The following is a 23,636-nucleotide window of genomic DNA, read 5'->3' as shown; positions in this document are numbered from 1 at the left end:
CTCCCGGCTAAACCCGTGGAGCGTTTTGCTTTGCGCAGGTCCGCGGTTGTGTTGGGACTTTCTTCGATAACCGTAAGGTCGCGGTCACGGTCGCGGCTCGCGCCGCCCCTACAGCTAGCGACCGCGGATTCGTCCCTCACTGTAGGAGCGGCGCAAGCCGCGACCGCGACACCTCATTCACCGCGCAACCCAAGGCCAGTGAACGTCGTTACCGTAGCTAGTGCCAGTGATGGATCCCGCAACCGCACATCGCCACGCGATGCCTGCTGAGCCAGACCCGCCAGTCCGGTTCGCTGGTCGCGGCCACATCGACCGCCGACACGCGCCAAAAAACTCCGCCAACGCCGCGTGGCCGCGATGTACTTTGTGGGAGGGGCTTGAGCCCCGACGCCCTTCGCTCAGACCGCCGTCACTCCGCATTTCATGACGAAAATCGCTGCGCCGAACTTCGTGCCTGCATAGACACGGTAGCCGTCCCAGGCTTCGCCGAATCCCAAAACAACTCAGCCCATCAGCCCCCACCGCCTCCCGCGCGCGACACCAGCAACTTCTCGACGATGGCCTGATACAACGACGCGGCGAACTCGGCATCGTTGCCGGTATCGTCGGTCATGGCGTACTGCCCGCTGGCCAGCATGCCCGCAGCCAGATGCGCTGCGACTTGTTCGGCTTGTTCGCGATTCATGTCTACCTCCGGTTCGGATTGCGCGAGCCGATGCCCGCGCCGCGCACTGAGCACGTGAGTCCCAGCCTACGCTCGCGCAGGCGCCGGTCGGGTCGCGAAAATGGAACTGTCTGGAGCGATGCAATCATTCCGGCCGATTCGGCAAACAGCGGTGGCGGCCGTATCGTTTGCCTTACTGACACACGGCATCTGGCCGATGTTTCAGGATCGTCGCAAGCACCTCGTCGCGATTCGTCTTCACCAGATCAAGCGGGCGATCGCCGTAGTCATTCTGGGCCGACAAGCTTGCGCCGTGGTTCAGCAGAACATCGATGACCGCGGCATGTCCGAACATGATCGCGTAGTGAAGCGGCGTATGCCCGATTCCGCCAGGAGAGTCGATGTTCGAGATGGTCGGCAGCATGAGCAGGAGATCGTCGAGCTCCCCGTTGAGGGCGGCGAGGTGCAAGGGTGTCTCCGCGTCGTCGCCACGATCCTCAAAACTTTGGATGTCGAAGTCGACGAACATTTCGTGCGAGCGATATGTGTCGAGCAATTTTTCGAGCTTGTCTTCCGTGCGTCGTGCTCCTGCCGGCAGCGTTTGTCGGGCCCGTGGGCGAGGGCGATGGCTTGCGCCCAGTGCGAATCCATGATGCCGTTGCGCGTGGGTTTGGCAAGCGGTTCAGATGCCTGGGTCGATTTGTCTGTAGCTGGTGTATCGAATCGACAGCGATCGCACGCCATGATCTGCCGTTGGACCGAACGCCGATTGCCATCGCTTCTCCACGATTCCCTCCATCCGCCTTCTGGTCCATCCTGAGCGCCTTCCCCACCGACCCACGCCGTGCCCAAGATCATTTGCATGCTGGTGTATGCCGACGCGCAGTCGCTGGACATCAGCGGGCCGCTGGAGGTGTTCGCGCTGGCCAGCCGGCAGGCGCAGGAGGACGATCCGGCCTGCGGGCCGTTGTACAGGCTGCATGTGGTGGCGGAAAAATCGGGTCCGGTCGTGCTGGCGTCGGGGATGCAATTGCTGCCGGACCTGCGGTGCTCGCAAGTGCCCGACGCCGTCGACACGCTCTTGGTCAGCGGCGGCATGGGCGATGCGTTGGACCGCGTGCGCGCGAACGCCGGACTGGTCCGTTGGCTGCGCGAGATCGCGCCGCGGGTGCGGCGGATCGCGTCGGTGTGCAGCGGCGCCTTGTTGCTGGCCGAGGCCGGTGTGCTCGACGGCCGCAAGGCGACCACGCATTGGCGCGATCTGGCCGAGCTGCGCCAGCGCTATCCGCGGGTGCAGGTGGAGGCCGATGCGATCTACACCCGCGACGGCGCGGTCTGGACCTCGGCCGGCATCACCGCCGGCATGGATCTGGCGTTGGCGATGGTCGCCGCGGATCACGGCATGCCGCTGGCGCTGAAGGTCGCCAAGCGCATGGTGATGGTGAGCAAGCGCTCGGGCGGGCAGAGCCAGTTCAGCCGGCAACTGGACGAACTCGATCTGCCCGATCAGTTCGCGCAACTGGCCGCGTGGGTGCGCGAGCATCTGCGCTCGCGCCTGGACGTGGGACGGCTGGCGCAGCAGGTGCATATGAGCCCGCGTCAATTCGGCCGGCGGTTCCAGTCGGTGTTCGGCACCACGCCGCAGAAGTACATCGAGCAACTGCGGGTCGAAGCGGCTAAACCGTTGCTGGAAAGCACCCGCAAGGAGTTCAAGCGGATCGCGTCCGATTGCGGGTTCGCATCCGACGAGGCGATGCGGCGCGCGTTCGTGCGCCAACTCGGCATCCGCCCGAGCGATTACCGCGAGCGCTTCGGTTCGCCCTGAGCGGGGCGGTGAGGCCGGCCGGTCGCCGATGTCCGAAAGCGCGGCTTCGATGTCCGCCTTTGCACCCCGTGTTTGCGCACGCTGACCGCCTTCCGGACGATTTCGAAGGTTAGTTGAATGCGCGCTCGATCGACGACCGTGGCGACGTGGTGGCTGTCGCTGTTGCTCCTGCTGTTGCCGCTGTCGGCCTGGGCCGCGCACGCGCCGCATTCCAAACCGGAGGTGCGGGTGGGTATCGTCTTATTCGACGGCGTGCAGATCATCGATTTCGCCGGGCCGTACGAGGTCTTCGGCACCGCCGGTTTCGGGGTGACGACGATGTCGGCGGACGGCAAGCCGGTCAAGACCGCGATGGGATTGACGGTCACGCCGGACACCCGTTTCGCCGACGCGCCGGCCTTCGATGTGCTGCTGATCCCCGGCGGCGACGTCGAGGACGCGCAGAAAAATACCGCCGTGCTCGACTTCATCCACGCGCGCTCGGCGCCGTCGCGTTACGTGCTGTCGGTCTGCACCGGCGCGTTCATCCTCGGCGCGACCGGATTGCTCGACGGACTCAAGGCGACGACATTCCGGCCGGCGATCGAAGGCTTGGCGGCGCAGTTCCCGAAGATCGAGGTGATCTCCGACGTGCGCTGGGCCGACAACGGCAAGTTCATCACCGCCGCCGGCCTGTCGTCGGGCATCGACGCGGCCTTGCACGTGGTCGAGAAAGTGCGCGGCGAACAGTTCGCCCGTGGGACCGCGCTGCACCTGGAGTACGACTGGCAGCGCGAGCACGGCTTCGTGCGCAGCAAGATGGCCGATCGCTATTTCCCCAAGCAGTTTTCCACCGTCGTCGCCTGGCCGAAAGACATCAAGTTCGAAGGCCTGATCTCGGTCGGCGACGCGCGGCAATGGCGCATCCGCTACCGGGTCACCACCGCGACCTCGGCGAAGGCGCTGTCCGAGTTGATCGATGCCGGCGTCGACAAGACGGGCGGGTGGACGCGCGAACCGGCGTCGAGTAGCTTGCGCTGGCGCGGTGAGCAGGAAGGCCATCGGATCGTCATGGCGTTGGGCACGTATTCGTCCGATGTGGCTGGCAGCTACGAGATCGAGATGACGTTGGGGGTGGACGATGCATCTGTGCCGGGTGCGGATGAGTAATGACCGAAGGGCAATCAAAGCTTGATTTGCCGCCGATGATCGGACTTCTTCCATTGAAGAATCGAGTCCCGGAAAAGGTGGCTGGCCTGAAAAATTTTGTAGTAATTTCTTCAGGGGTCGAAGTTCAGTGCAAAAAAAGAGCCCGCATTCGGGCTCTTTTTCAGCGCGTCCGAGATTTACGGGTTACTCGCTGTAGCCGGCAAGACGAATGCACCTGCCAATCGCTCAGAATAGTCGCCGGTTTCTAACTTCGGTTTATAACTCCAAAAAACCACCAGATCGCACTTTCCTAGGATGTCTCCGATATTTGAATACCGATCTGAAAGCTTGACCACTTCCCGCATTGACTGGCCGGGCTGTATCGTAGCGGTTCCTAGCAAACCGTCATTTATAAAAATTTTTTCCACCGGTTCTGGACAGGGGTGAAAATTTTCGCCGGACACTGGAAAGAAATCGACACCAATCCAGATGGCATCCTTCTGCACTCCTGGGATCGAGCTTCTCGCAAGCACGATTGGTTTCGACCCTGAAAATGCAAGGTCAAAATTTAGTGTTGCATCGCCCCTGCTTATGTCGATATTTGAGCTCGTGGTCATGGTGAATCTTGATTCCATGGCCGCTGCCTGCAGAGAGGGTATTAGAAAAAACAATAGCAGTAACTTCTTCATGCGATTGTCCTTATTTGAAGACGCATCTCTTGGCGCTTGCTTCGCATTGGGTTCTGTTCTTCTGAACGTCTTTAATTCGTTCATCGATCTGTTTTCTACAGGTGCTGCTCTCCTTTCTCCTCAGTTTTTGTAGGCATGCAAGTTCCGCTGCGGTGCCACTGAGTTCAAGGGCCTGCTTTTGTGGCCATTTGCCAAAATCCATAAGGTTGATGGCTTCTCCTTCGTTAGCTGGGACCGAACAGAATTCTACGATGCCCTGGTCGGCTGCCATCTCCTTCGCATGGCACTGCTCATGTTCGATAAGGCAAGCCTTGATCCCGCATTGTTCAGTCTGACCGCCATCGACTTTAACAACAAGGGTGCCATCTCGACCGCACACAACCGTGTTGGATTGCAGGCCGAAAAAATCAGTGTGGAACAATGGTGAGCTACCAACATAGCTAAAAAGGTTTAGCCCACCTTTGAGCCCGATTGGGTCAGCCTGAATATAACGCCCTACGCTTGGATCATAATCGCGATAGTAGTTGTAGCTCAGCCCCGTACTCGGGTCGTGACGCTGTCCCGGAAACCGCATATTAAACACGAACGCGGTGCCGTCCTGGTCCGGGTCCTGATTAGGCGGACTGTTGCCGAACGCCTCGCTCTTCGCATCCCACGTCCATATCGCAACACCGGTCGTGCCGCGGTTCGGATCGACGACCGCACGCGGCGTACCCAGGTGGTCGGGTTCGATGTACTTCAATGACTGCGCGGTTCCCGCACCGTCCAACAGACCGACGGGCAGGTTGCCCATCCAGATCGCCTGCTGGATCGTGGCGCCCGTGCTGTCGTAGTCGCCGATCCACTGGCCGCCTTCGTCGTACAGCGTATAGGTTGTCACCGGCCCGGTATCGCCGTTGATCGCCGCGACCCGCTCGCCCTTGGCGTTGTAGCGATAGCTCCTAGTCACCACGCCGCCTTGCTTGACCTGCTTCATGCGGTCGTTGGCGTTGTACACGTACTCCTTGGCGGTGCCGCCGATGGCGATGGTGTTGCCGATGGCGTCGTAGCTGCGGGTGATATTGCTGCCACCAACGGTATTGATACTGGTCAGGCGATGACTGGTGGTGGGATAGACATAATCCTCCTCAACCGTGCCGTGCGTCAGTTTCTTGCGGTTGCCGGTTTTGTCGTATTCATAGCTTTCCAACGCGTCATTACTGGTCCCGTCCCGGGTCACAGTAAGGCGGCCCAGCGCGTCGTAGTCGTACTTCGCCTGGAAGGTGCTGAGCAAGCCGTCCTTGAGCTCGGTCAGGTCGCCGACCGTGTTGTAGCCGTAGCCCAGCGACAGGCCGCCACTGGCGGTATCGAGGATGGATTTAGGCCGATAGTCAAGGTCGTAGTCGCGCTGGAGGAGTCGGCCATTCCCGTACGTCCAGCCCAGCGTCGGGCCGAACGGCTGGTATATCGCATCCCTGAGCAGAACGGTGGCCGGACCGACTGCCGGCGTCACGTTGATTTTCCCAATGCGTCCGTGTCCGATGTACTCATATTCAGCAATCGCCCCATCGGGGTAGGTCACCGACTTCGGACGGCCAGTCGGGGTGTAGGCGTAGCGCAGAGTGAAGCTCTGGCTGCCGATGCTCTGCACCTTGCGCACCACTTGGCCGAAGCGGTCGTAGCAGTACTTCAGCTCCGTACCTTCCGTGCGCATTGCCGAGACTCGGCCCAGCGCGAAGGTTTCGCCCGCTGCACAGGTGCTGTTGACCGTGTCGTAGTCGTACTCCACATCCGCGGCGCCCGCGGCGGTATAGAACACAGCCGTAGGACGGTTCAACGCATCGTAGACGTAACGATGCGGCGCAGCGTCATTAGCGTCTTGCTTGGTCGCCAGCAGGCCGGCGCTGTTGTAGGTGTAGTTCGCGATGCCGTTGTCGGGACTGGTCAGCTGGGTCTGGTCGCCGAATCCGTTATAGGCGTACAGCGTGTTCAGGCCGTTGGGATCGGTCACCTTCGTGACTTGGTCCAGCATGTTGTACTCAAGCTGAGTCTGGACGGATTCTCCGTTGATCTGCTGCAAGGTGCTGGTGAGGCGGTTCAATGAATCGTGGTCCTGGTTGACTACGCGGCCCAAAGCATCGGTAGTCAGGTCGGGATTGCCGTCGACGTCGTAAGTAAAGCTGGTGGCGTTCTGTGAAGCGTCCTTTAGCGCGGTCAGCTGCCCAAGCGTGTTGTAGACCCGCGACAGGGTACGTGTCAGCTGGCTGCCAACGGTCTTGGTATCTTCCTTCTTGCGATTGCCTGCCTTGTCCAGGGTGTAGACGATTTCGCCTTCACCGTTAGAAATGACTGTCAGGCGCTGCGCCGCGTCGTAGAAGTAGGTCGTCTGTACATCGCCTGGCGGAAATAACGATTGGATCAGATCGTTCGCCCAATAGCTGATTCGGGTGATCCGATCGTCGCTTTCAGCATTGTCGTCAGCGCCGCGTTCCTTGACAGCTTTCAGTCGGCCACGCGGGTCGTACTCGTAATCGGTGACCACGCCATTGGGGTCCAGCACCGATAGCGGTCGGCCCATCGGGTCGTAGCCGAGAGTCTCAACGGAACGGCCCAGCGCATTGGTGACCTTGCGCAGGTCGCCCTTGCGATACGTGCATAAGGCAGGCGTGCTGGCGCAGGTGCTGTCGTCGCTGCCGTAGTAGACGAAGGTCGTGACATCGTTGACGTCGGTGCGCGGACCGTCGACCGACTTGAGCATGCCCAGAATCGGGCAGGTGCTGTTGCTGGCTGCGACGTCTGCCGCTTCGCAATAACTGTAGGCCGTGGTGCGCGTTTGATTGGTGGTCGTGTCGCGTATGGTCACGCTCACCGGTTGCAGGCGGGCGTTGCGGGTGATACGAGTCTCGCGATTGCCGACTTTGGTCAACAAAGTACGATTGCTGGTACTGTCGCGGCGTTCTTCACGGGTGCGCGCCAAGGATGTTTCGTACGCCTCGGTGATGGCATGCGTCCAGGCGGGCTGGCCGGTGACTGGATCGTTGGCGTCCGTGTAAGTGTGCTTGGTCGTGGTGCCGTTGCGGTCTTTGACTGTATTGATTCGGCGTCGAAAGTCCGATCCATCGTCATAGTATTTCCGTTCGACGGTGCCCTTGCTGTCGGTCAGGTCGCCGGCCTTCCGCGGCTTAGTGGCGGCCCCAGCGGTCGTCAGGCTGTAGTCGGTCGCATCGCCCAAGGCGTCGGTGACCACAGCGCCGCCCTGTGCCGAATAAGCCACGGTCACGCCATCGGCGCCGCCGGCCAGTTGAGCGCTGATCGACCGACCCTGCGCGTCGTAGGCGAAGGTGCTGTAGCGCTGACCATCCCCGACGGTAACACCGGTCAAGTTGTACGGAAAATTCGGGTCTTCGTAGTGATAGGTGCGGGTGCCGCCGAAGTATTGGGCTGTCTGAACCTGGCCGTTGGTGTTGTAGCCATAGCTGACCTCTACCTCGCCTGCCGATGAGATCGAAGCGATCGAAGCGTTGGCCGAAACGCCGGAATAGGCGATGACCAACGAACGTCCGGTCGAATGAGTGATCGTGATCAGACGGCCGACAACATCGTAGCCATAGGTCAACGAGGTACCGTTGTCCGCGCGCTGCTCAAGCAACTGGCCTGCGGCATTGAAGGTCAGGGTGCCGCTGGACTGTTGCAGCACCCAATTGGTCCCGGACGCGGTGATCCGGTCGCCGCTGCCGTCAACAGCTTCGTAGTAGGTGCTGAATTTACGGAACGGCAGGTGCGAGCCGTTGGCCTGGACCAAACCGAGGGTCGGATCGGTAGTGCCCTGGATCGCCAGCCGGATATCGTGTGAATGGGTCCAGCCGTAGCCGAACCCTGCCGCCGCGTTGGACGTGACCGAGTGGTAATAGCGATCGAAGCGAATCCAGCTCAGGTCGATATCGTTCTCGGTCTCGTACTGGTCGCCGGTGGAGAAATCGACCGGGTCGCCGACCAAGGTGCAACTGTCGCAGTAAAGCGGTGGCGCGGTCAGGCGGGCGACGTAAAAATCATCCGAGCAGGTGTTGTTCGAAGCATTCCAGGTCACGTATTGGTTTGAGCAGCGCGTGCGCAGCCGCACCGCGAACTCGATATCGCTGTAGAGAGAACAGGTTCCCGACGATTTGCGGTTCCATTTGACGTTGTATCCGGCCTGCTGACGCTGGCTTACGCCATCCGACCATTGATTCAACGTCGCCCATTCGGCGCCCCGGGTAATGGTGGTGTTCGGGGTGCAGCCGCGATCGGTGCTCTGCTGGTCGTACTTGGCCTTGAGTGCGTCTACGAAGGTCTGCTCGGGGCCGGTAACATCAATGCCGACGACCGTGTACGTCCACTCGTTGACCTGGGATATCTCGGTCGGAATCCCGTAGGTCAACTCGACTTCGGTTTCCGTGATCGCGCGCTTCTTGATCGCGGTCATGTACTGATAGCCGCCGCCGGATTGTGCCCGAGCGGAAGCCAGCGCTTGCTGCTGCGTGTTGTGCGTGGTTTCCAGTTCGTAGTGCGTCCACTTGTGCCCGCTTTCTTGAGCGAGCACGGGGGGCGACAGGAGTGAGGCCAGCAGGATCGCGGCCGCCGGCCATAGCTGTCTGATGCGATAAGTGCTTACGGAACGGTCGGGCCGGGGGGAGCCCGGTCCGACCCGCGTCCTTGTGGGTTCTTTCACGATGCAACTCCTTTTGTCACGGATGCTTAGGTCAGGCGGTAACGCCTGATGCGGCTGATCGCGTCAGCGCGGTGATGGCGGTGCGGTGCGCGCCGCGCCGGCATCAGGGGCCGGGCGGAGCGGTCGAACGGGAGAAGGGTGTGCCACGGGCGACCTGTCCTTGGCGGGTGGGGCGGCCCGACTGTCCTTGCGGCCGCTACGGCGATCATTCTGCAGAAACAGTGTCATACGCAAGCGTATCTATGTACGAGATTCTGCCAATTCTGGCGACTGAGGGCTTCGAGGCGGGGGCTGAATCTGGTTGCCGCTCGTGCGCCAATCTGGCGTTTGCAGACGGCGGCTGTCACGGCCGGCCGCGCGGCACAGTTACGATGAGTCAACCATCGAGGAGCCCCCGGCCCCATGAGCACCGAGATCGAATCATTGCAATCCGACCTGCGCCGCTTCGCGGACGAGCGCGAATGGGGGGCGTTCCACACGCCCAAGAACCTGGCCTGCGCCTTGTCGGTGGAGGCGGCCGAGCTGCTGGAGCATTTCCAGTGGCTGACCGAGGCGCAAAGCTGGGCGCTGGACGAGCCCAAGCGGTCCGAGGTGGCCGCGGAAATGGCCGATGTCTTCCTGTATCTGCTGCAGTTGTCGATGCGCCTGGACATCGATCTGGTCGCCGCCGCGCGGCGCAAGATGATCGCGAACGCGAAGAAGTATCCGGTCGAGCATACGAAGGGGCGTATCGCCAAGATTACCGAGGGGTGAGCCGCGCCGCCGCCGCGGGCTTCGACCATTCCGGTCCCGGGCTTCGCCGCTGTTGTCGTTCAACTCGCAAACGCGGCCCATGAAAAAGCCGCCTTTTCACGGGGCGGCTTTTCAATGCTTGCGACGATGATGCGCGCCGCGAGACCCAAGGCCTCACCGCAACCCGACGATCACTCCACCGCCAGCCCTTCGACCTTCTGCCAGCCGCGCGGCAACAAACCGCCGCGCGTCGCGCGCGCGCCCAGGTACGGCTCGAGTTCCTTGAACGACAGGCTCATCGTGCGCGCGCCCGACTTGATGCTGAGCGTGGTGCCCGGCGCGACCACCGCCACCGCGACCACGCGCTCGGTGCCGAGCTTGGCCTTGGGGATGTCGATGATCTTGTTGCCCTTGCCCTTGTCGAGTTCCGGCAGTTCGTTGACCGGGAAGGCGAGCAGGTGGCCGACGTTGGTCACCGCGACCACGCGGTCTTGCTCGACATCGCCGATCTGCGCCGGTTGCAGGACCTTGGCGTTCGGCGTGAGCGACAGCATCGCCTTGCCGGCCTTGTTGCGGCCGGTGAGGTTTTCGAAGCGGGTGACGAAGCCGTAGCCATGCGAACTGGCCAGAACGAAACGCATGTCGTTGTCGCCGGCCGCCAGCGCCTGGAACGAAGCCCCCGCGGCAGGCGCGAACCGCCCCGTCAACGGTTCGCCGTTGCCGCGCGCCGAAGGCAGGCTGTGGATCAACGCCGAATACGAACGACCGGTCGAATCCAGGAACGCGACCTGCTGCGTGCTGCGACCGCGCGCGGCGCCGAGCAGGCTGTCGCCGTCGCGATAGCTCAAGGTGGCCGCGTCGATCTCGTGGCCCTTGGCCGCGCGCACCCAGCCCTTTTCGCTGATGACCACGGTCATCGGCTCGCTGGCGACCAGTTCGGTTTCCGACAGCGCCTGCGCGGCGCTGCGCGAGACCAGCGGCGAACGGCGCGCGTCGCCGAACTTTTTCGCATCGGCGATCAGTTCGTCCTTGATCAGCTTCTTGAGCTTGGCCTTGCTGCCGAGCAGGGCGATCAGCTGTTCGCGTTCTTTCTGCAATTCGTCCTGCTCGCCGCGGATCTTCATTTCCTCCAGGCGCGCGAGCTGGCGCAGCCGGGTTTCCATGATGTAGTCGGTCTGCTCCTCGCTCAGGCCGAAGCGCGCCATCAGCACCGCGCGCGGTTCGTCCTCGGTGCGGATGATGCGGATGACTTCGTCGAGGTTGAGGAACGCGACCAGCAAGCCTTCCAACAGGTGCAGGCGGCGCTCGACCTTGTCCAGGCGATGGGTCAGGCGGCGGGTCACGGTGTCGGTGCGGAAGCTCAGCCACTCGCTCAGCAGCGCCTTGAGGCCCTTGACCTGCGGGCGGCCGTCCAGGCCGATGATGTTGATGTTGACCCGGAAGCTCTTCTCCATGTCCGTGGTCGCGAACAGATGGCCCATGAGCTGTTCGACATCGACGCGGTTGGAGCGCGGCACCAGCACGATGCGGGTCGGGTTGGCGTGGTCGGACTCGTCGCGGATGTCCTCCAGCCACGGCAGCTTCTTGGCCCGCATCTGGGTGGCGATCTGTTCGATCACCTTGCCCGGCGAGGCCTGGTACGGCAGTGCGGTGACGACGATGTTGGCGCCGTCCTTCTCGAAGATGGCGCGGGCGCGCACGCTGCCCAGGCCGGTTTCGTACATCTGCAGCAGGTCGCTGCGCGAGGTGATGATCTCGGCCGGAGTCGGGTAGTCCGGGCCGAGCACGTGCTCGCACAGGTCGCGGGTGGTCGCGTCCGGGTCGTCGAGCAGGCGCACGCAGGCGCTGACGATTTCGTTGAGGTTGTGCGGCGGCACGTCGGTGGCCATGCCGACCGCGATGCCGGTGGTGCCGTTGAGCAGCAGGTGCGGCAGGCGCGCCGGCATCCAGGTCGGCTCTTCCAGGGTGCCGTCGAAGTTGGGCGTCCAGTCGACCGTGCCGTGGCCGAGTTCGCCCAGCAGCACTTCGGCGATCGGGGTCAGCTTGGATTCGGTGTAACGCATCGCCGCGAACGACTTGGGATCGTCGCTGGAACCGAAGTTGCCCTGGCCCTCGACCAGCGGATAGCGGTACGAGAACGGCTGCGCCATCAGCACCATCGCCTCGTAACAGGCGCTGTCGCCGTGCGGATGGTACTTACCGATCACGTCGCCGACGGTGCGCGCGGACTTCTTGGGCTTGGCCCCGGCGTTGAGGCCGAGCTCGCTCATCGCGTAGATGATGCGGCGCTGCACCGGCTTGAGGCCGTCGCCGATGAAGGGCAGGGCGCGGTCCAGGACCACGTACATCGAGTAGTCGAGGTAGGCGCGCTCGGCGTACTCGCGCAAGGGAATCTGTTCGAAGCCGTGGAACACCGGACGTACGGGATCAGTCATGGAACCTTGAGGCGGGTAGGGCAGACCGGGGATTCTACCCGCGGACGCGTTTCACCGGGTGCGACGGCGAGCCGATGCAGGCCGCACAAGGCTTTGGCGGTATCCTCGGCGGCCTGTCGATGGCCCGTCGCGGGCCTGCAAAGGGAGTCGCCCATGCCCGTGAGCCTGTTGTGGATGCGTTCGCCGGCCGTCGCCGCGGCGATCCTGGCCTTCGCCGCCGCCTGTTCGCAGGGGCCGGCGCAGGCGCGCGGCCATGTCCCGGTCGATTCCTACCGGGTGGTGGCGAGCTATCCGCACGACCCGCAGGCCTTCACCCAGGGCCTGATCTTCAAGGACGGCTTTTTGTACGAAAGCACCGGCCTGAACGGTCACTCCTCGGTGCGCAAGGTCGAGCTGGACACCGGCCGGGTCCTGCACAAGACCGACCTGCCGGCGTCGGTGTTCGGCGAAGGCATGACCGACCGCGGCCAGCAACTGCTGGTGCTGACCTGGACCTCCGGCTTCGGCTACGTGCTGAATCTGCCCGGTTTCGACCAGGCCGGCACCTTCGCCTACCCGGGCGAGGGCTGGGGCCTGACCCGTTCGACTGAGGCGCTGTACATGAGCGACGGCAGTGCGCAGATCCGCGTGCTCGACCCCAAGACGCTGAAGGAGCGCGCGCGCATCGACGTCAGCGACGAGGGCCGCCCGATCGACCAGCTCAACGAGCTGGAGTGGGTCAAGGGCGAGCTGTACGCCAATGTCTGGCAGACCGACCGGATCGCGCGGATCGATCCCAAGACCGGCCACGTGCTCGGCTGGATCGACCTGAGCGGGCTGCTGCGCGAGCACGGCCGCCCGCACCGCGGCGCCGACGTGCTCAACGGCATCGCCTACGACGCCGCGCGCGATCGTCTGTTCGTGACCGGCAAGCTGTGGCCGGACCTGTTCGAGATCCAGCGGGTGCCGGCGGCGAAACCGACCGACAAGCGCTGAGCGCCGCGCCGCGCGGCGTTGTAGTGCTCGCTGTGGTGGGAGGGGCTTGAGCCCCGACGCCTTTCGTTCCGATCGCGATGCGGTCGCATGGCGAGTCCATCCAAGCGCCTCGGGAGCGCCTCGGGCTCGACGATGCATCGCGCAGCGAGCGGAAACAAGAGCATCGGGGCTGAAGCTCCCTCCCACAAAAAACCTGCGCCTGATTCGCCGCGCCATCGGCGTTACCTGACGAATTTGTCAGCCAGGCGACAGCGTGGCGTAGGCCGCGCCGGCCTAGAGTCGCCCGATGGCCCCTGTCCTCCCCACGGGCGCCATCGGCGGCGTTTCCCCAGGGGCGCCGCCACCTATTCCGTCCGCCGCCTGGCGCGGTTGTACGATGGCTCATGCCGGGCCACCGCCAGGACATCCACGCCGCAATGAAGCCGCTGCAATGAAATTGCTGATCGTCGAGGACGAAGCCAAGACCGCCGACTACCTGCGCGACGGTCTGGCCGAGCAGGGCTGGGCGGTCGACGTCGCGCGCGACGGCACCACCGGCCTGCACCTGGCGCGCGAGCTCGACTACGACGTGATCGTGCTCGACGTGATGCTGCCCGGCATGGACGGTTTCGCGGTGCTGCGCGAACTGCGCCTGCGCAAGCAGACCCCGGTGATCATGCTGACCGCGCGCGACCGCATCGACGATCGCGTCCACGGTCTGGGCGCGGGCGCCGACGACTATCTGGTGAAACCGTTCTCCTTCATCGAACTGCTGGCGCGGTTGCAGGCGCTGGTGCGGCGCGGCCGCCAGCAGGAACCGACCGAGCTGCAGATCGGCGACCTGCAGATCAACCTGCTCGCGCGGCGCGCCTTCCGCGACGCCACCCGGCTCGACCTGACCGGCAAGGAGTTCGCGCTGCTGGCCCTGCTGGCGCAGCGGCGCGGCCAGATCCTGTCCAAGACGGTGATCGCCGCGCAGGTGTGGGACATCAATTTCGACAGCCACACCAACGTGGTCGAAGTGGCGATCAAGCGCCTGCGCGCGAAGATCGACGGCCCGTTCCGCAACAAGCTGCTGCACACCGTGCGCGGCATGGGCTACGTGCTCGAAGCGCGCGAAGGCGACGAGGACGACGACGCGCCGGTCGCGGGACGGACCAGCGCATGAGGCCGGCATGAAGCGCGTGCGCGATCTGTCCATCGCCCAGCGCCTGGCGGCGATGTTCGCGCTCGCCGCGCTGCTGGTGTTCGCGCTGGTCGGGGTGGCGCTGTATCACGTGCTGCAGACCCAGATCGTGCGCTACCAGCACGCCGAACTGGCGACCAAGCTGCGTTACGTCGTCGGCAGCGTGGCCTTGTGCGAATCGCGCGAGCGCTGGCTCAAGGTCGAGGACAAAGTGCAGAACCTGATCTCCAGCGACCGCAGCACCAAGGTCTGGGCCTGGAGTTCGAACCCGGACTACCGCATCGGCGACGGCGAACCGACGATCAGCGCCGCGACCAGCCGGCGCGACCTGGGCATGGGCCGCTTGCTCCTGCCCGGCGCCGAATACCCGTATCGCACCTTGCAGGAACAGGTGCCTGCGCTCGGCAATCGCCCCGCGGTGCGGGTGTCGGTCGCCATCGATTCGAAACCCTACGTGTCGGCGCTGCGCTGGTTCACCCTGATCATGCTGGCGCTGGGCGTGTGCGGCATCGGCCTGGTCGCGCTGCTCGGGCACTGGATCGCGCGGGTCGGCCTGCGCCCGTTGCAGCGGCTGTCGAACGAAGCGCAGACCCTGAGCCCGAGCAATCTGTCGCAACGCTTGCAGCCGGCGCAGCTGCCGCCCGAACTCGGGCGCCTGACGGGGACCTTCAACGGCGCGCTCGATCGGCTGGAAGCGGCCTACACACGGCTCGATGCGTTCAATGCCGATGTCGCCCACGAACTGCGCACCCCGCTGACCAATCTGATGGGCCAGACCCAGGTGGCGCTGTCGCGACCGCGCGAGGCGGCGCAACTGGAAGACGTGCTGCAATCGAACCTGGAAGAACTCGAGCGCATGCGCGACATCATCAACGACATGCTGTTCCTGTCGCGCGCCGGGCAGGGCGATATCGCCCTGGACCGGGTGTGCGTGCCGCTGGCCGAGGAAGTCGCCAAGACCGGGGAATTCCTCGAATACCTGCTGGAGGAAGCGGGCATGCAGTTGCGCATCGACGGCGCGGTCGATGCGTGGATCGACACGTCGCTGTTCCGCCGCGCGATGACCAATCTGCTGCACAACGCGGTTCAGCACGCGACCCCGGGCTCGGAAATCGTGGTCGAACTGCGCGGCGGCGACGCGGCGCACAGCGACTGCGGCAGCGGCGCGCGCGTGGCCGTGCGCAACCACGGCGCGGGCGTGCCGCCGCAGCATCTGGCGCGAATGTTCGACCGCTTCTATCGCGTCGACGCCGCCCGCGAACATCGCGGCGAGCGGCATCACGGCCTGGGCCTGTCGATCGTCAAGGCCATCGCCTCGCTGCACGGCGGAACGGTGTTCGCCGACAGTCGCGAAGGCCGCACCACGGTGGGTTTCAGCCTGGCGACGCCGCAACCGCACTCGCCGGCTTAGCGGCCTGCGCGACTTCGCGAAAGCGGTGGAGTCGGCGAGAGAGCTTCAGCCCCGGCTCCCGAAGCATCGCCAGCGTAAGACCATGCGCCGCGGCAAAAAACCGCGAAACACATGCTCAGCGATGCAGGTCGCCCGCCGCCTCGGGCTGATAACGCAAGCCCAGCACGCGCAGGCGCGCGCTGCGTCCGCCCGGCAACGGCCAGGCGATATGCGCGCCGACCCGCAGGCCGAGCAACGCGCTGCCGACCGGGGCCAATATCGAAATACGTTCGGCGCTGCCGTCGGCATCGCGCGGATACACCAGCGCGGCTTCGCGCTCTTCGCCGCTGGCCTCGTCGACGAAACGGATCACCGAGTTCATCGTGATCGCATCGGCGGGGACCTGCGCGGGTTCCACTACTTCGGCGCGGTCGAGTTCGCGGCGCAGGCCGGACGCATCGATGCCCGCCGGCAAGGCGTGTTCGAGCAGCGCTTCGAGCCGCTCGCAATCCAGGCGTGAAATCACCAGCGGGGGAGGCAGGCCGGACGGGTGGGGCAGATGACGGTCGTTCATGGTGGAACTCCAAAGCAAGAACGGGCGACGCACCGTGTACGCCACCCGTGGACTGAGAGTAGCTGCGGACCATAGCCCGCACGCCCGGCTTCATCAAGCTGGCCGCGTCGCGCCGCCGCGCGTTCGGGCATGCGCGCATCCATCGCCGCGCACCGCCCGTATCAATCCGCGTGGGCCGAACAGCGGCCGTTTCGTGAATCGCGATGGATGCCGTCGTCTACAACGCAAATCCGTTCCGCACCGCGCGCCCGAAGGCCGATGCGCGGGATTCGTCGACGCGTTCGCGGCGGCCGACCGGGCCGCTGCCGCCGGGCCGGGCCGGCCGGGCCGCGCGGTCGCGTCTGGCGGGCCCGCAACCGCGCGCTGGCGCACGCTTCGCTCATGCCGACGGCGGGTATTTGCCGAATCTGGCCGCAGCGCGACTAGAATCCCAGCCAAAGTGTGCCGTTTTGGCACGCACGACCGAGACGCAGATGACCGACTACACGGCCGCGCAGTCCCCCGAATTCTCCGGTGGCTCCGATCCGATCAGCGAATTGCTGACCGCGGTGGGGCGCGGCGACGCGAGCGCGTTCGAGCGCCTGTATCGCGAAACCTCCTCGCGCTTGTTCGGCGTGTGCCTGCGCCTGCTGCCCGAGCGCAGCGAGGCCGAGGACGTGCTGCAGGAGGTCTACACCATCGTGTGGCGCAAGGCCGGGCAGTTCGACCCCGGCCGCGCCAGCGCGATCACCTGGCTTGCGATGATCGCGCGCAACAAGGCGATCGATCGTCTGCGCGCCGCGCCGTCCTCGCTCAAGCGCGCGCCGATCGAGTTGATCGACGAAGTCGCCGACACCGCGCCGAGTCCGTCGGCGCAGGTCGAAAGCGCCGACGAAAACGAACGCCTGCGGCTGTGCATGGAGGAACTCGATGCGCGCCGGCGACAGCTGATCCGCACGGCGTTCTTCGACGGCGCCACCTACGAGGAACTGGCGCAGCGCAGCGGCTCGCCGCTGGGCAGCATCAAGAGCTGGATCCGGCGCGGCCTGATCCAACTTCGCGCCTGTCTGGAACGGTGAGGCGCAGCCATGACCATTCGTGAACACGATATCGATGGCGAGCCGCCGAGCGCGGATGTGCATGCCGGTGAGTACGTGCTGGGCGTATTGAATTTGCGCGAACGCCGGCTGGCGGAGGTGCGGATCGAGACCGAGCCTGCGTTCGCCCGGTTGGTCGCCGATTGGGAGCGCCGCCTCGCCGCGCTGCTCGCCGAGATCGACCCGGTCGCGGTGCCCGCGCATCTGTGGCCGCGCTTGCGTACGCGCCTGGGCTGGTCGCCGGTCCAGGGCGCCGCGCCGCGCGGGCTGTTCAACAGCGTCGGCTTCTGGCGCGCGACCGCCGCGCTCGCCGCCGCATTGGCGGTGGTCGCGCTGTTCGTCGGCCGCGGGCCGGCGCCGGTCCAGCCGCCGGTGATCGTGCAGCAACCGCCGGTGCAGCCGCCCGACGAAGCCGGGCTGACCCGTCCGGTCACCCTGCTGGCGCGCGACGACGGCAGCACCGGCTGGCTCGCCACGGTCGACCGCGGCCACGGCAAGGTGCTGATGGTGCCGGTGCCCGGTCCGGCCGACGCCCAGGGCCGGATCGCCGAGCTGTGGATCATCCCGAGCGGCGAAGCGCCGCGTTCGCTGGGCATGGTTTCCACCCAGGTCGCCCATTCGGTCGCGGTTCCGTCTGAGTTGATCGCCAAGCTGGTGGCCGGCGCGACCCTGGCCATCACCCTGGAACCGTCGGCCGGCGTGCCGCATGCCGCGCCGACCGGTCCGATCGTCGCCAAGGGCGGAATCTCGCTGTAATGGCCGCGATCGCGCGGCGCCGGGCCTGACGCCCGGCGCCGCCCACGGCAGACGCAGGCGGGGCTGCCGTTGCGGGTTCTGGCGATCGAGTGAAAAAGTTGTGACACAACCGTTGACAGCCGCGCCGCCGCAACGCAACATACGCCTCCTCGCAGCGGCGACGGTTCATCGAAACCGCAGCGATTGGCCCAGGTGGCGGAATTGGTAGACGCACTAGTTTCAGGTACTAGCGGGTAAAACCGTGGAGGTTCGAGTCCTCTCCTGGGCACCACTACATCGGTCATCGCCACGGCGATGATCCAACGAGAAACCCCGCTCACGCGGGGTTTTTTGTTGCCCGCGATTCCTGCGTCCGCATCGCGCCCGCCCACACAGTGCGCCCATCCGGGCGCCGCCGCCTGCCCGACTTTCAGCTGAAGACCGCGCCGCGCGAGCGCCGCTGATCGCGCCGTCGCGGGCAATAATTGACCGAATCACGCCTCAACAGCGGCTCCGGCGATCACCGACGATCGTGCCTCGGGGTCGGCGGCGTACCGCGAGCGTGCTGCGCCATGACCGACATTCTGCTGATCGAAGACGACGAACGCCTCGGCGCGCTGGTCGCGCATTACCTGGGCAAGCACGGTTACTGCGTCGCGGTCGAGGCCGACGGCGCGCGCGCGGTGCAGGCGATCCTCGATCGCGGGCCGGCGCTGGTGCTGCTGGACATTTCCCTGCCCGGGCAGGACGGCTTCGAGATCTGCCGCGCGGTGCGCGCGCGTTACGCCGGGGTCATCTGCATGTTGACCGCGCGCACCGACGATATCGATCAAGTGCTGGGCCTGGAACTGGGCGCCGACGATTACATCGGCAAGCCGATCGAGCCGCGGGTGCTGCTGGCGCGCTTGCGCGCGCACCTGCGCCGCGACAGCGCCGCGCGCCAGGGCGGCAACCTGCTGTGCTTCGGCCAGCTGCGCATCGATCGCGGCACCCGCGAGGCGACCTTGCACGCGCGGCGCATCGAACTGACCACCGCCGAGTTCGACCTGCTGGTGCTGCTGGCCGATCGCGCCGGCCACATCCTCAGCCGCGACGACCTGCTGCAGTCGCTGCGCGGGATCAATTTCGACGGCCTGGACCGTTCGATCGACGCGCGCATCTCGCGGCTGCGGCGCAAGCTCGGCGATCTGGCCGAAGAGCCCGAACGGATCAAGACCGTGCGCGGCAAGGGGTATCTGTTCAACCGGGCGGCCTGGGAGTGAGCGCCTGGCGCGGCTTTGCCTGGGGCGATCGCGCCCGGCGCTGGCTCGGCCCGGCATCGCCGCTGCGCCGCATGTTCGCCGCCGACGGCGCGGGCTCGGCCGGCAAGTCCCGGCACGGCCATTTCGGCCTGTTCGTGCGCTACTACCTGATCGTGCTGCTGATCTACGCCGCGGTCATCATCGGCGGCGTCTCGGCCTGGATCTACGTCACCGACGAAAACAGCCGCGACTACTCGCAAGCGCAGATGCGCGGCACCCACTACCTGATCGAACAGCGCTATCTGCACACCGACCCGGCGCAGTGGCCGGCGCTGACCGACGAGTTGCGCGCGCATTTCGCCTATCCGCTGAACCTGGTCCCGCTCGCCTCGTTGCGCGAGGGCTTGACCACCGCCGAATGGCAGCGCCTGCAACACGGCGCGCTGGTCATGGAGAGCGAAAACGAGGCCTACACCTACCAGCGGCTGCCGGGCACCGACCGGGTCGTGGCCTTGGGCGATTTCGACGACGTGATCGTGCAGGGCGTGCCCTGGCGCGACCTGGATTTCGTCGATTCGCTGGTGATGCTGGCGATGTATTTCCTCGCCATCGCCTTGCCCTTGTACTTCCTGGTCTACCGATTCTGGCGCGACCTGCGCAAGCTGCGCGCGACCGCCGAAGCGCTGAGCGCCGGCGACCTGGAGGCGCGCGCGCCCGAAGTGGTCACGCGCCTGGTCAATCCGCTCGGCCACGCGCTCAACCGGATGGCCGAGCAGGTGCAGCAGGTGCTGGAAAGCCAGCGCATCCTCGCCCAGGCGGTCGCGCACGAGATCCGCACGCCGCTCACGCGCATGCGTTTCGCCCTGGAAATGCTCGAGTCGGCCGACGACGAGCGCGAGCGCGCGACTCTGCAGCACGGGCTGGAGGCGGACATCCAGCGCCTGGAGCATCTGGCCGCGAACAGCGTCACCTATGCGCGGATCGGCCGCATGGTCGGGATCGAACGCGGCGAGATCGACCTGCGCGCGCTGTTCGCCGACCTGGCCGACATCTTCGCGCCGCCGGCGACGCTGCATCTGCGTTTCGACCGCGGCGCCGTCGACAGCGTCATGGCCAATCGCGACGCGCTGGAGCTGGCTTTGCGCAATCTGATCGCCAATGCGCTGCGGCATGCGCGTTCGGCGATCGAGGTCAGCGTCGTCCGGGAAGGCGACTGCACCGTGTTCCGCGTCGAAGACGACGGCGAGGGCGTGCATGAGGACTTGAGCCAGCAGGTGTTCCTGCCATTCACCCAATTGCGCAAGAACCCCGACGGTTTCGGCCTGGGCCTGGCGTTGGTGCGGGTGGTCGCGGAGAAACACGGCGGCCGCGCGACGGTAGTGCCTTCATCGCTGGGCGGCGCGTGTTTCCGGATCGAACTTCCGACCCATCCGCTGCATCCCGCGGCTTCGTGCTGAACCGCGCGGTCCGGCGCCGGCGCGGCCGCGCGCCGCGCAAGCCGGTTACACAGTGTTACGCACGGTCTAGAACCGTTGCGCAGGCGATCAACTACTGCAACTGAAGTCGCGTTGTCGCTGCCGCAGCATGGTGCCGTCCTCAATGACGGAAGCTGTCCATGCCGCACCCCGCCCGCCGCGCGATCCATCCTTGTTCATCGCGCCCGCGGGGCAGGGCATGAGCGGCCTGGCCGGGCTGTGGCGCGCTCACGACGATTGGAACGCCGAACGCCTGGAGCATTGCGCGCGCTCGATGATCCACGCGCTGCGCCATCGCGGCCCGCACGACTACGCCGTGTGGAGCGACGCCGCCGCGTCGATCGGCCTGAGCCATTGCCGTCACGCGAACGGCGCCGCCGCGCAGCCGGCCGCATCGGCCGACGGCCGCTATCTGCTGAGCTGCGACGGCAGCCTGTACAACCGCGAATCGCTGTATCACGAACTGGCCGCGCTCGACGAAGTCGCCGACGGCGCCTGCGATACCGCGCTGCTGCTGGCGGCGATCTCGCGCTGGGGCCTGCAACGCACGCTCAGCCGCTGCAACGGTGCCTTCGCTCTGTCGCTGTGGGACCGGCGCGAGCGCAAGCTGTGGCTGGCGCGCGATCGGGTCGGCGAACGGCCCATGTATTACGGTTGGGTCGGCGGCGATTTCGTGTATGCCTCCGAACTCAAGGCGCTGCACCGGCACCCGCGCTTCGATGCGGCGATCGACCGCGACGCGCTGACCCTGCTGTTGCGTTACGACTACATCCCCGCGCCGCACAGCATCCATCGCGGCGTGTTCAAGCTCGCGCCGGGAACGCTGCTGTGCCTGAGCCCGGCGGCGATGCGCGCCGGCGCGGCCGCGCACGATCCCGAGCGCGACACTTCGACCTATTGGTGCGCGCGCCAACGCATGACCGACGCGATCGGCCAGCGTGGTCCGATCGCGCTCGACGAAGCCGTGGATCAGCTCGAAATCCTGCTGCAGCAAGCGGTCGCCACGCGCATGCGCGCACCCGCGCCGGTCGGCGCGTTCCTGTCCGGCGGCACCGATTCCTCGTTGGTGACGGCGATGCTGCAGGCGCAATCGCCGGTGCCGGTCGACAGCTACACGATCGGCTTCGACGACGGCCGTCACGACGAAAGCGATTGGGCGCGCGCGGTGGCCCGGCATCTGGGCACTCGCCACACCGAGCACCGCGTCGACGGACGCGAGGCGCTGAGCATGATCGAGCGCCTGCCGCAGGTGTGGTGCGAGCCGTTCGCCGATTCCTCGCAGGTGCCCACGCTGATCGCCAGCGGCATCGTCGCCAAACGCTCGCCCATTGCCCTGACCGGCGACGGCGGCGACGAACTGTTCTTCGGCCACTGCGCCTACAGCCGCGCATTGCGCAACGCGCGCTGGAACGCGCGGGTGCCGGCATCGCTGCGTCGCTTCGCGCGCTCGCGCAACCGCGACGATGCCGAGCGCGCGCGCCTGGGCGGCCTGCGCGCGGTCTGGGCCGAACTGGACGCGGACGACGTCGAAGGCAGTTATCTGCAACGCGTCTCGCGCTGGCGCGACCCGGCCGCGGTCGTGCTCGGCGCGCGCGAGCCGCTCAGCGTGTTCCAGGACCGGCAACGGCATCTGCCGCTCGGCGACGCCGCCGACCGCGTGCAGTCCCTGGATTTCCGCATGGACCTGGCGCACGGCATCCTGACCAAGATCGATCGCGCCGGCATGGCCTGCGGGCTGGAAACGCGTTCGCCGCTGCTGGATCGGTCGGTGATCGAATTCGCCTGGTCGCTGCCGACTCAGCTCAAGCACCATCGCGGCGAACACAAGCGGGTGCTCAAGAAGCTGCTCGAACGCTATCTGCCGGCCGAGCTGATCTACCGGCCGAAGCACGGCTTCGGCGCGCCGGTCGCCGGCTGGCTGCGCGGGCCGCTACGCGAGTGGGCCGAAGCCTTGCTCGATGAATCGCGGCTGCGCCGCGAGGGCCTGTTCGATGCCGTGGCCATCCGTGCGCTGTGGAACGAATTTCTGGGCGGCCAGCGCAAATGGCATACGCATTTGTGGAACGTGCTGATGTTCCAGGCCTGGCTGGAGCGACGCCAGTCGGCGCTGACCGTGGTGCCGTTGCCGCTTGGGCCGCTCATACCGCTCGCAGGGCGTACTGAGGTATCGGCGGCGGCTCGTATCGACTTGCCCGAGATCGACGCCGCCTGAGCGGATGCGCGGGCCGGGGCGGTGGCCGACGCCCGGCCGGTTGCCGAAGCATTGCTTGGACCGCCGCGTGCCTGGCTCGTGCAGTTGGATGCATGCGGCGTAGCTGAATCCACGGTGCGCCCGCATCCGCTCCGTCTTGCCTCGTCGCCAGACCGATCGCGCATGGCCGGCTGCATACGACGCCTGTCGTGTCGTGCCGGTGTTGTGAGCGCCAATTTGGGTGCGGATCGAATCCGGCTTCAATGAATCCGCGCGCGACCAGTCGCTCCTGGATGGCTGCATGCCGTTCGCCGGCACGAAACGATTTACATATTTATTGCGCTCGAATGCGTTGAAGCTGTCGCATCGCGATGGTGCCTATTGCGCCTGATTACGTTTTGAAGGTCGGTCGGATGAGGCGGTATTTTTATAATTACGTATTTATTGTGCAATTTATGTGCGCTAAATGCGAGTTATTAGCCGTCGCTTGGCGCCGATATTTATTCGCGATCCATTTTGACGTTGTGAAGCGGGCTGGCGTGGTGCTAGCCTGATTTTAATTGGGGTATTCGGTGCGCGCCCGTGCCGCACTCGAAACAGTGGCCTGTAGCCGGTTCATGCGGTTCGAATGCATATGGGAGCAGTTCCATTTGT

General features: G+C 65.4%; 17 protein-coding genes and 1 tRNA gene. 12 read left to right on the top strand and 6 right to left on the bottom strand.

The window, feature by feature from the left end; all coding sequences use genetic code 11:
* Positions 1 to 511 precede the first annotated feature (511 nt).
* Together KME82_RS16000 and KME82_RS15995 are read right to left on the bottom strand one after the other, a co-directional pair.
* A complete protein-coding gene (locus KME82_RS16000) occupies positions 512 to 685 on the bottom strand; it encodes a hypothetical protein (protein WP_215494937.1) in 174 nt (57 codons plus the stop codon).
* 172 nt (positions 686 to 857) lie between these two features.
* Positions 858 to 1,193, bottom strand: a complete 336-nt coding sequence (locus KME82_RS15995) for an ankyrin repeat domain-containing protein (protein WP_215494936.1) — start codon at positions 1,191 to 1,193, stop codon at positions 858 to 860.
* 315 nt (positions 1,194 to 1,508) lie between these two features.
* On the opposite strand from KME82_RS15995, the gene KME82_RS15990 reads away from it, so the two are divergent.
* Together KME82_RS15990 and KME82_RS15985 are read left to right on the top strand one after the other, a co-directional pair.
* Positions 1,509 to 2,489 carry a GlxA family transcriptional regulator gene (locus tag KME82_RS15990; protein WP_215494935.1) on the top strand — a complete coding sequence of 327 codons (981 nt, stop codon included), beginning with the start codon at positions 1,509 to 1,511 and terminating at the stop codon, positions 2,487 to 2,489.
* Positions 2,490 to 2,606: 117 nt separating this feature from the next.
* Positions 2,607 to 3,638 carry a DJ-1/PfpI family protein gene (locus tag KME82_RS15985; RefSeq protein ID WP_215494934.1) on the top strand — a complete coding sequence of 344 codons (1,032 nt, stop codon included), beginning with the start codon at positions 2,607 to 2,609 and terminating at the stop codon, positions 3,636 to 3,638.
* Between the two features lie 176 nt (positions 3,639 to 3,814).
* Here KME82_RS15985 and KME82_RS15980 read toward each other — a convergent pair whose 3' ends face one another.
* Together KME82_RS15980 and KME82_RS15975 are read right to left on the bottom strand one after the other, a co-directional pair.
* Entirely contained in the window at positions 3,815 to 4,306 is a 492-nt protein-coding gene (locus KME82_RS15980) for a hypothetical protein (RefSeq protein WP_215494933.1), read from the bottom strand.
* Between the two features lie 10 nt (positions 4,307 to 4,316).
* Positions 4,317 to 8,993: an RHS repeat-associated core domain-containing protein gene (locus KME82_RS15975; RefSeq protein WP_215494932.1), complete on the bottom strand. Its 4,677-nt coding sequence runs from the start codon at positions 8,991 to 8,993 to the stop codon at positions 4,317 to 4,319.
* 402 nt (positions 8,994 to 9,395) lie between these two features.
* Between KME82_RS15975 and KME82_RS15970 the strand changes: the two genes are divergently transcribed.
* Positions 9,396 to 9,746 (top strand): nucleotide pyrophosphohydrolase, encoded by a 351-nt coding sequence (locus KME82_RS15970; RefSeq protein WP_036112284.1) that lies wholly within the window; start codon positions 9,396 to 9,398, stop codon positions 9,744 to 9,746.
* A gap of 170 nt (positions 9,747 to 9,916) precedes the next feature.
* On the opposite strand, the gene parC is transcribed toward KME82_RS15970, so the two are convergent.
* Entirely contained in the window at positions 9,917 to 12,160 is a 2,244-nt protein-coding gene (parC, locus tag KME82_RS15965) for a DNA topoisomerase IV subunit A (RefSeq protein ID WP_215494931.1), read from the bottom strand.
* Between the two features lie 153 nt (positions 12,161 to 12,313).
* Between parC and KME82_RS15960 the strand changes: the two genes are divergently transcribed.
* From KME82_RS15960 to KME82_RS15950, 3 genes are all read left to right on the top strand, one after another.
* Complete coding sequence (locus tag KME82_RS15960) at positions 12,314 to 13,135, top strand: glutaminyl-peptide cyclotransferase (RefSeq protein ID WP_252255361.1); 822 nt, start codon at positions 12,314 to 12,316, stop codon at positions 13,133 to 13,135.
* Positions 13,136 to 13,565: 430 nt separating this feature from the next.
* The gene (locus tag KME82_RS15955) at positions 13,566 to 14,282 is read left to right on the top strand and encodes a heavy metal response regulator transcription factor (protein ID WP_215494930.1); all 717 of its coding nucleotides are present in this window, start codon (positions 13,566 to 13,568) and stop codon (positions 14,280 to 14,282) included.
* Positions 14,283 to 14,289: 7 nt separating this feature from the next.
* Complete coding sequence (locus KME82_RS15950; protein WP_215494929.1) at positions 14,290 to 15,711, top strand: heavy metal sensor histidine kinase; 1,422 nt, start codon at positions 14,290 to 14,292, stop codon at positions 15,709 to 15,711.
* A 115-nt stretch (positions 15,712 to 15,826) separates the two neighbouring features.
* On the opposite strand, the gene rnk is transcribed toward KME82_RS15950, so the two are convergent.
* Positions 15,827 to 16,264, bottom strand: coding sequence for a nucleoside diphosphate kinase regulator (gene rnk, locus KME82_RS15945; RefSeq protein WP_215494928.1), 438 nt, complete (start codon positions 16,262 to 16,264; stop codon positions 15,827 to 15,829).
* Positions 16,265 to 16,737: 473 nt separating this feature from the next.
* On the opposite strand from rnk, the gene KME82_RS15940 reads away from it, so the two are divergent.
* From KME82_RS15940 to asnB, 6 genes are all read left to right on the top strand, one after another.
* Positions 16,738 to 17,322, top strand: coding sequence for a sigma-70 family RNA polymerase sigma factor (locus KME82_RS15940; RefSeq protein WP_215494927.1), 585 nt, complete (start codon positions 16,738 to 16,740; stop codon positions 17,320 to 17,322).
* 9 nt (positions 17,323 to 17,331) lie between these two features.
* The gene (locus tag KME82_RS15935) at positions 17,332 to 18,096 is read left to right on the top strand and encodes an anti-sigma factor (protein WP_215494926.1); all 765 of its coding nucleotides are present in this window, start codon (positions 17,332 to 17,334) and stop codon (positions 18,094 to 18,096) included.
* Between the two features lie 186 nt (positions 18,097 to 18,282).
* Positions 18,283 to 18,367 (top strand) — tRNA-Leu (locus tag KME82_RS15930).
* Between the two features lie 280 nt (positions 18,368 to 18,647).
* A complete protein-coding gene (locus tag KME82_RS15925; protein WP_215494925.1) occupies positions 18,648 to 19,337 on the top strand; it encodes a winged helix-turn-helix domain-containing protein in 690 nt (229 codons plus the stop codon).
* Complete coding sequence (locus KME82_RS15920; protein WP_215494924.1) at positions 19,334 to 20,773, top strand: ATP-binding protein; 1,440 nt, start codon at positions 19,334 to 19,336, stop codon at positions 20,771 to 20,773. Before KME82_RS15925 ends, KME82_RS15920 begins: the two co-directional genes overlap by 4 nt.
* A gap of 217 nt (positions 20,774 to 20,990) precedes the next feature.
* The gene (asnB, locus tag KME82_RS15915) at positions 20,991 to 23,003 is read left to right on the top strand and encodes an asparagine synthase (glutamine-hydrolyzing) (RefSeq protein ID WP_215499099.1); all 2,013 of its coding nucleotides are present in this window, start codon (positions 20,991 to 20,993) and stop codon (positions 23,001 to 23,003) included.
* The last annotated feature ends 633 nt before the right edge of the window (positions 23,004 to 23,636 follow it).

The organism is Lysobacter capsici (assembly GCF_018732085.1).
Taxonomy (GTDB): domain Bacteria; phylum Pseudomonadota; class Gammaproteobacteria; order Xanthomonadales; family Xanthomonadaceae; genus Lysobacter; species Lysobacter capsici_A.
This window is presented reverse-complemented; position numbering and strand designations above follow the sequence as displayed.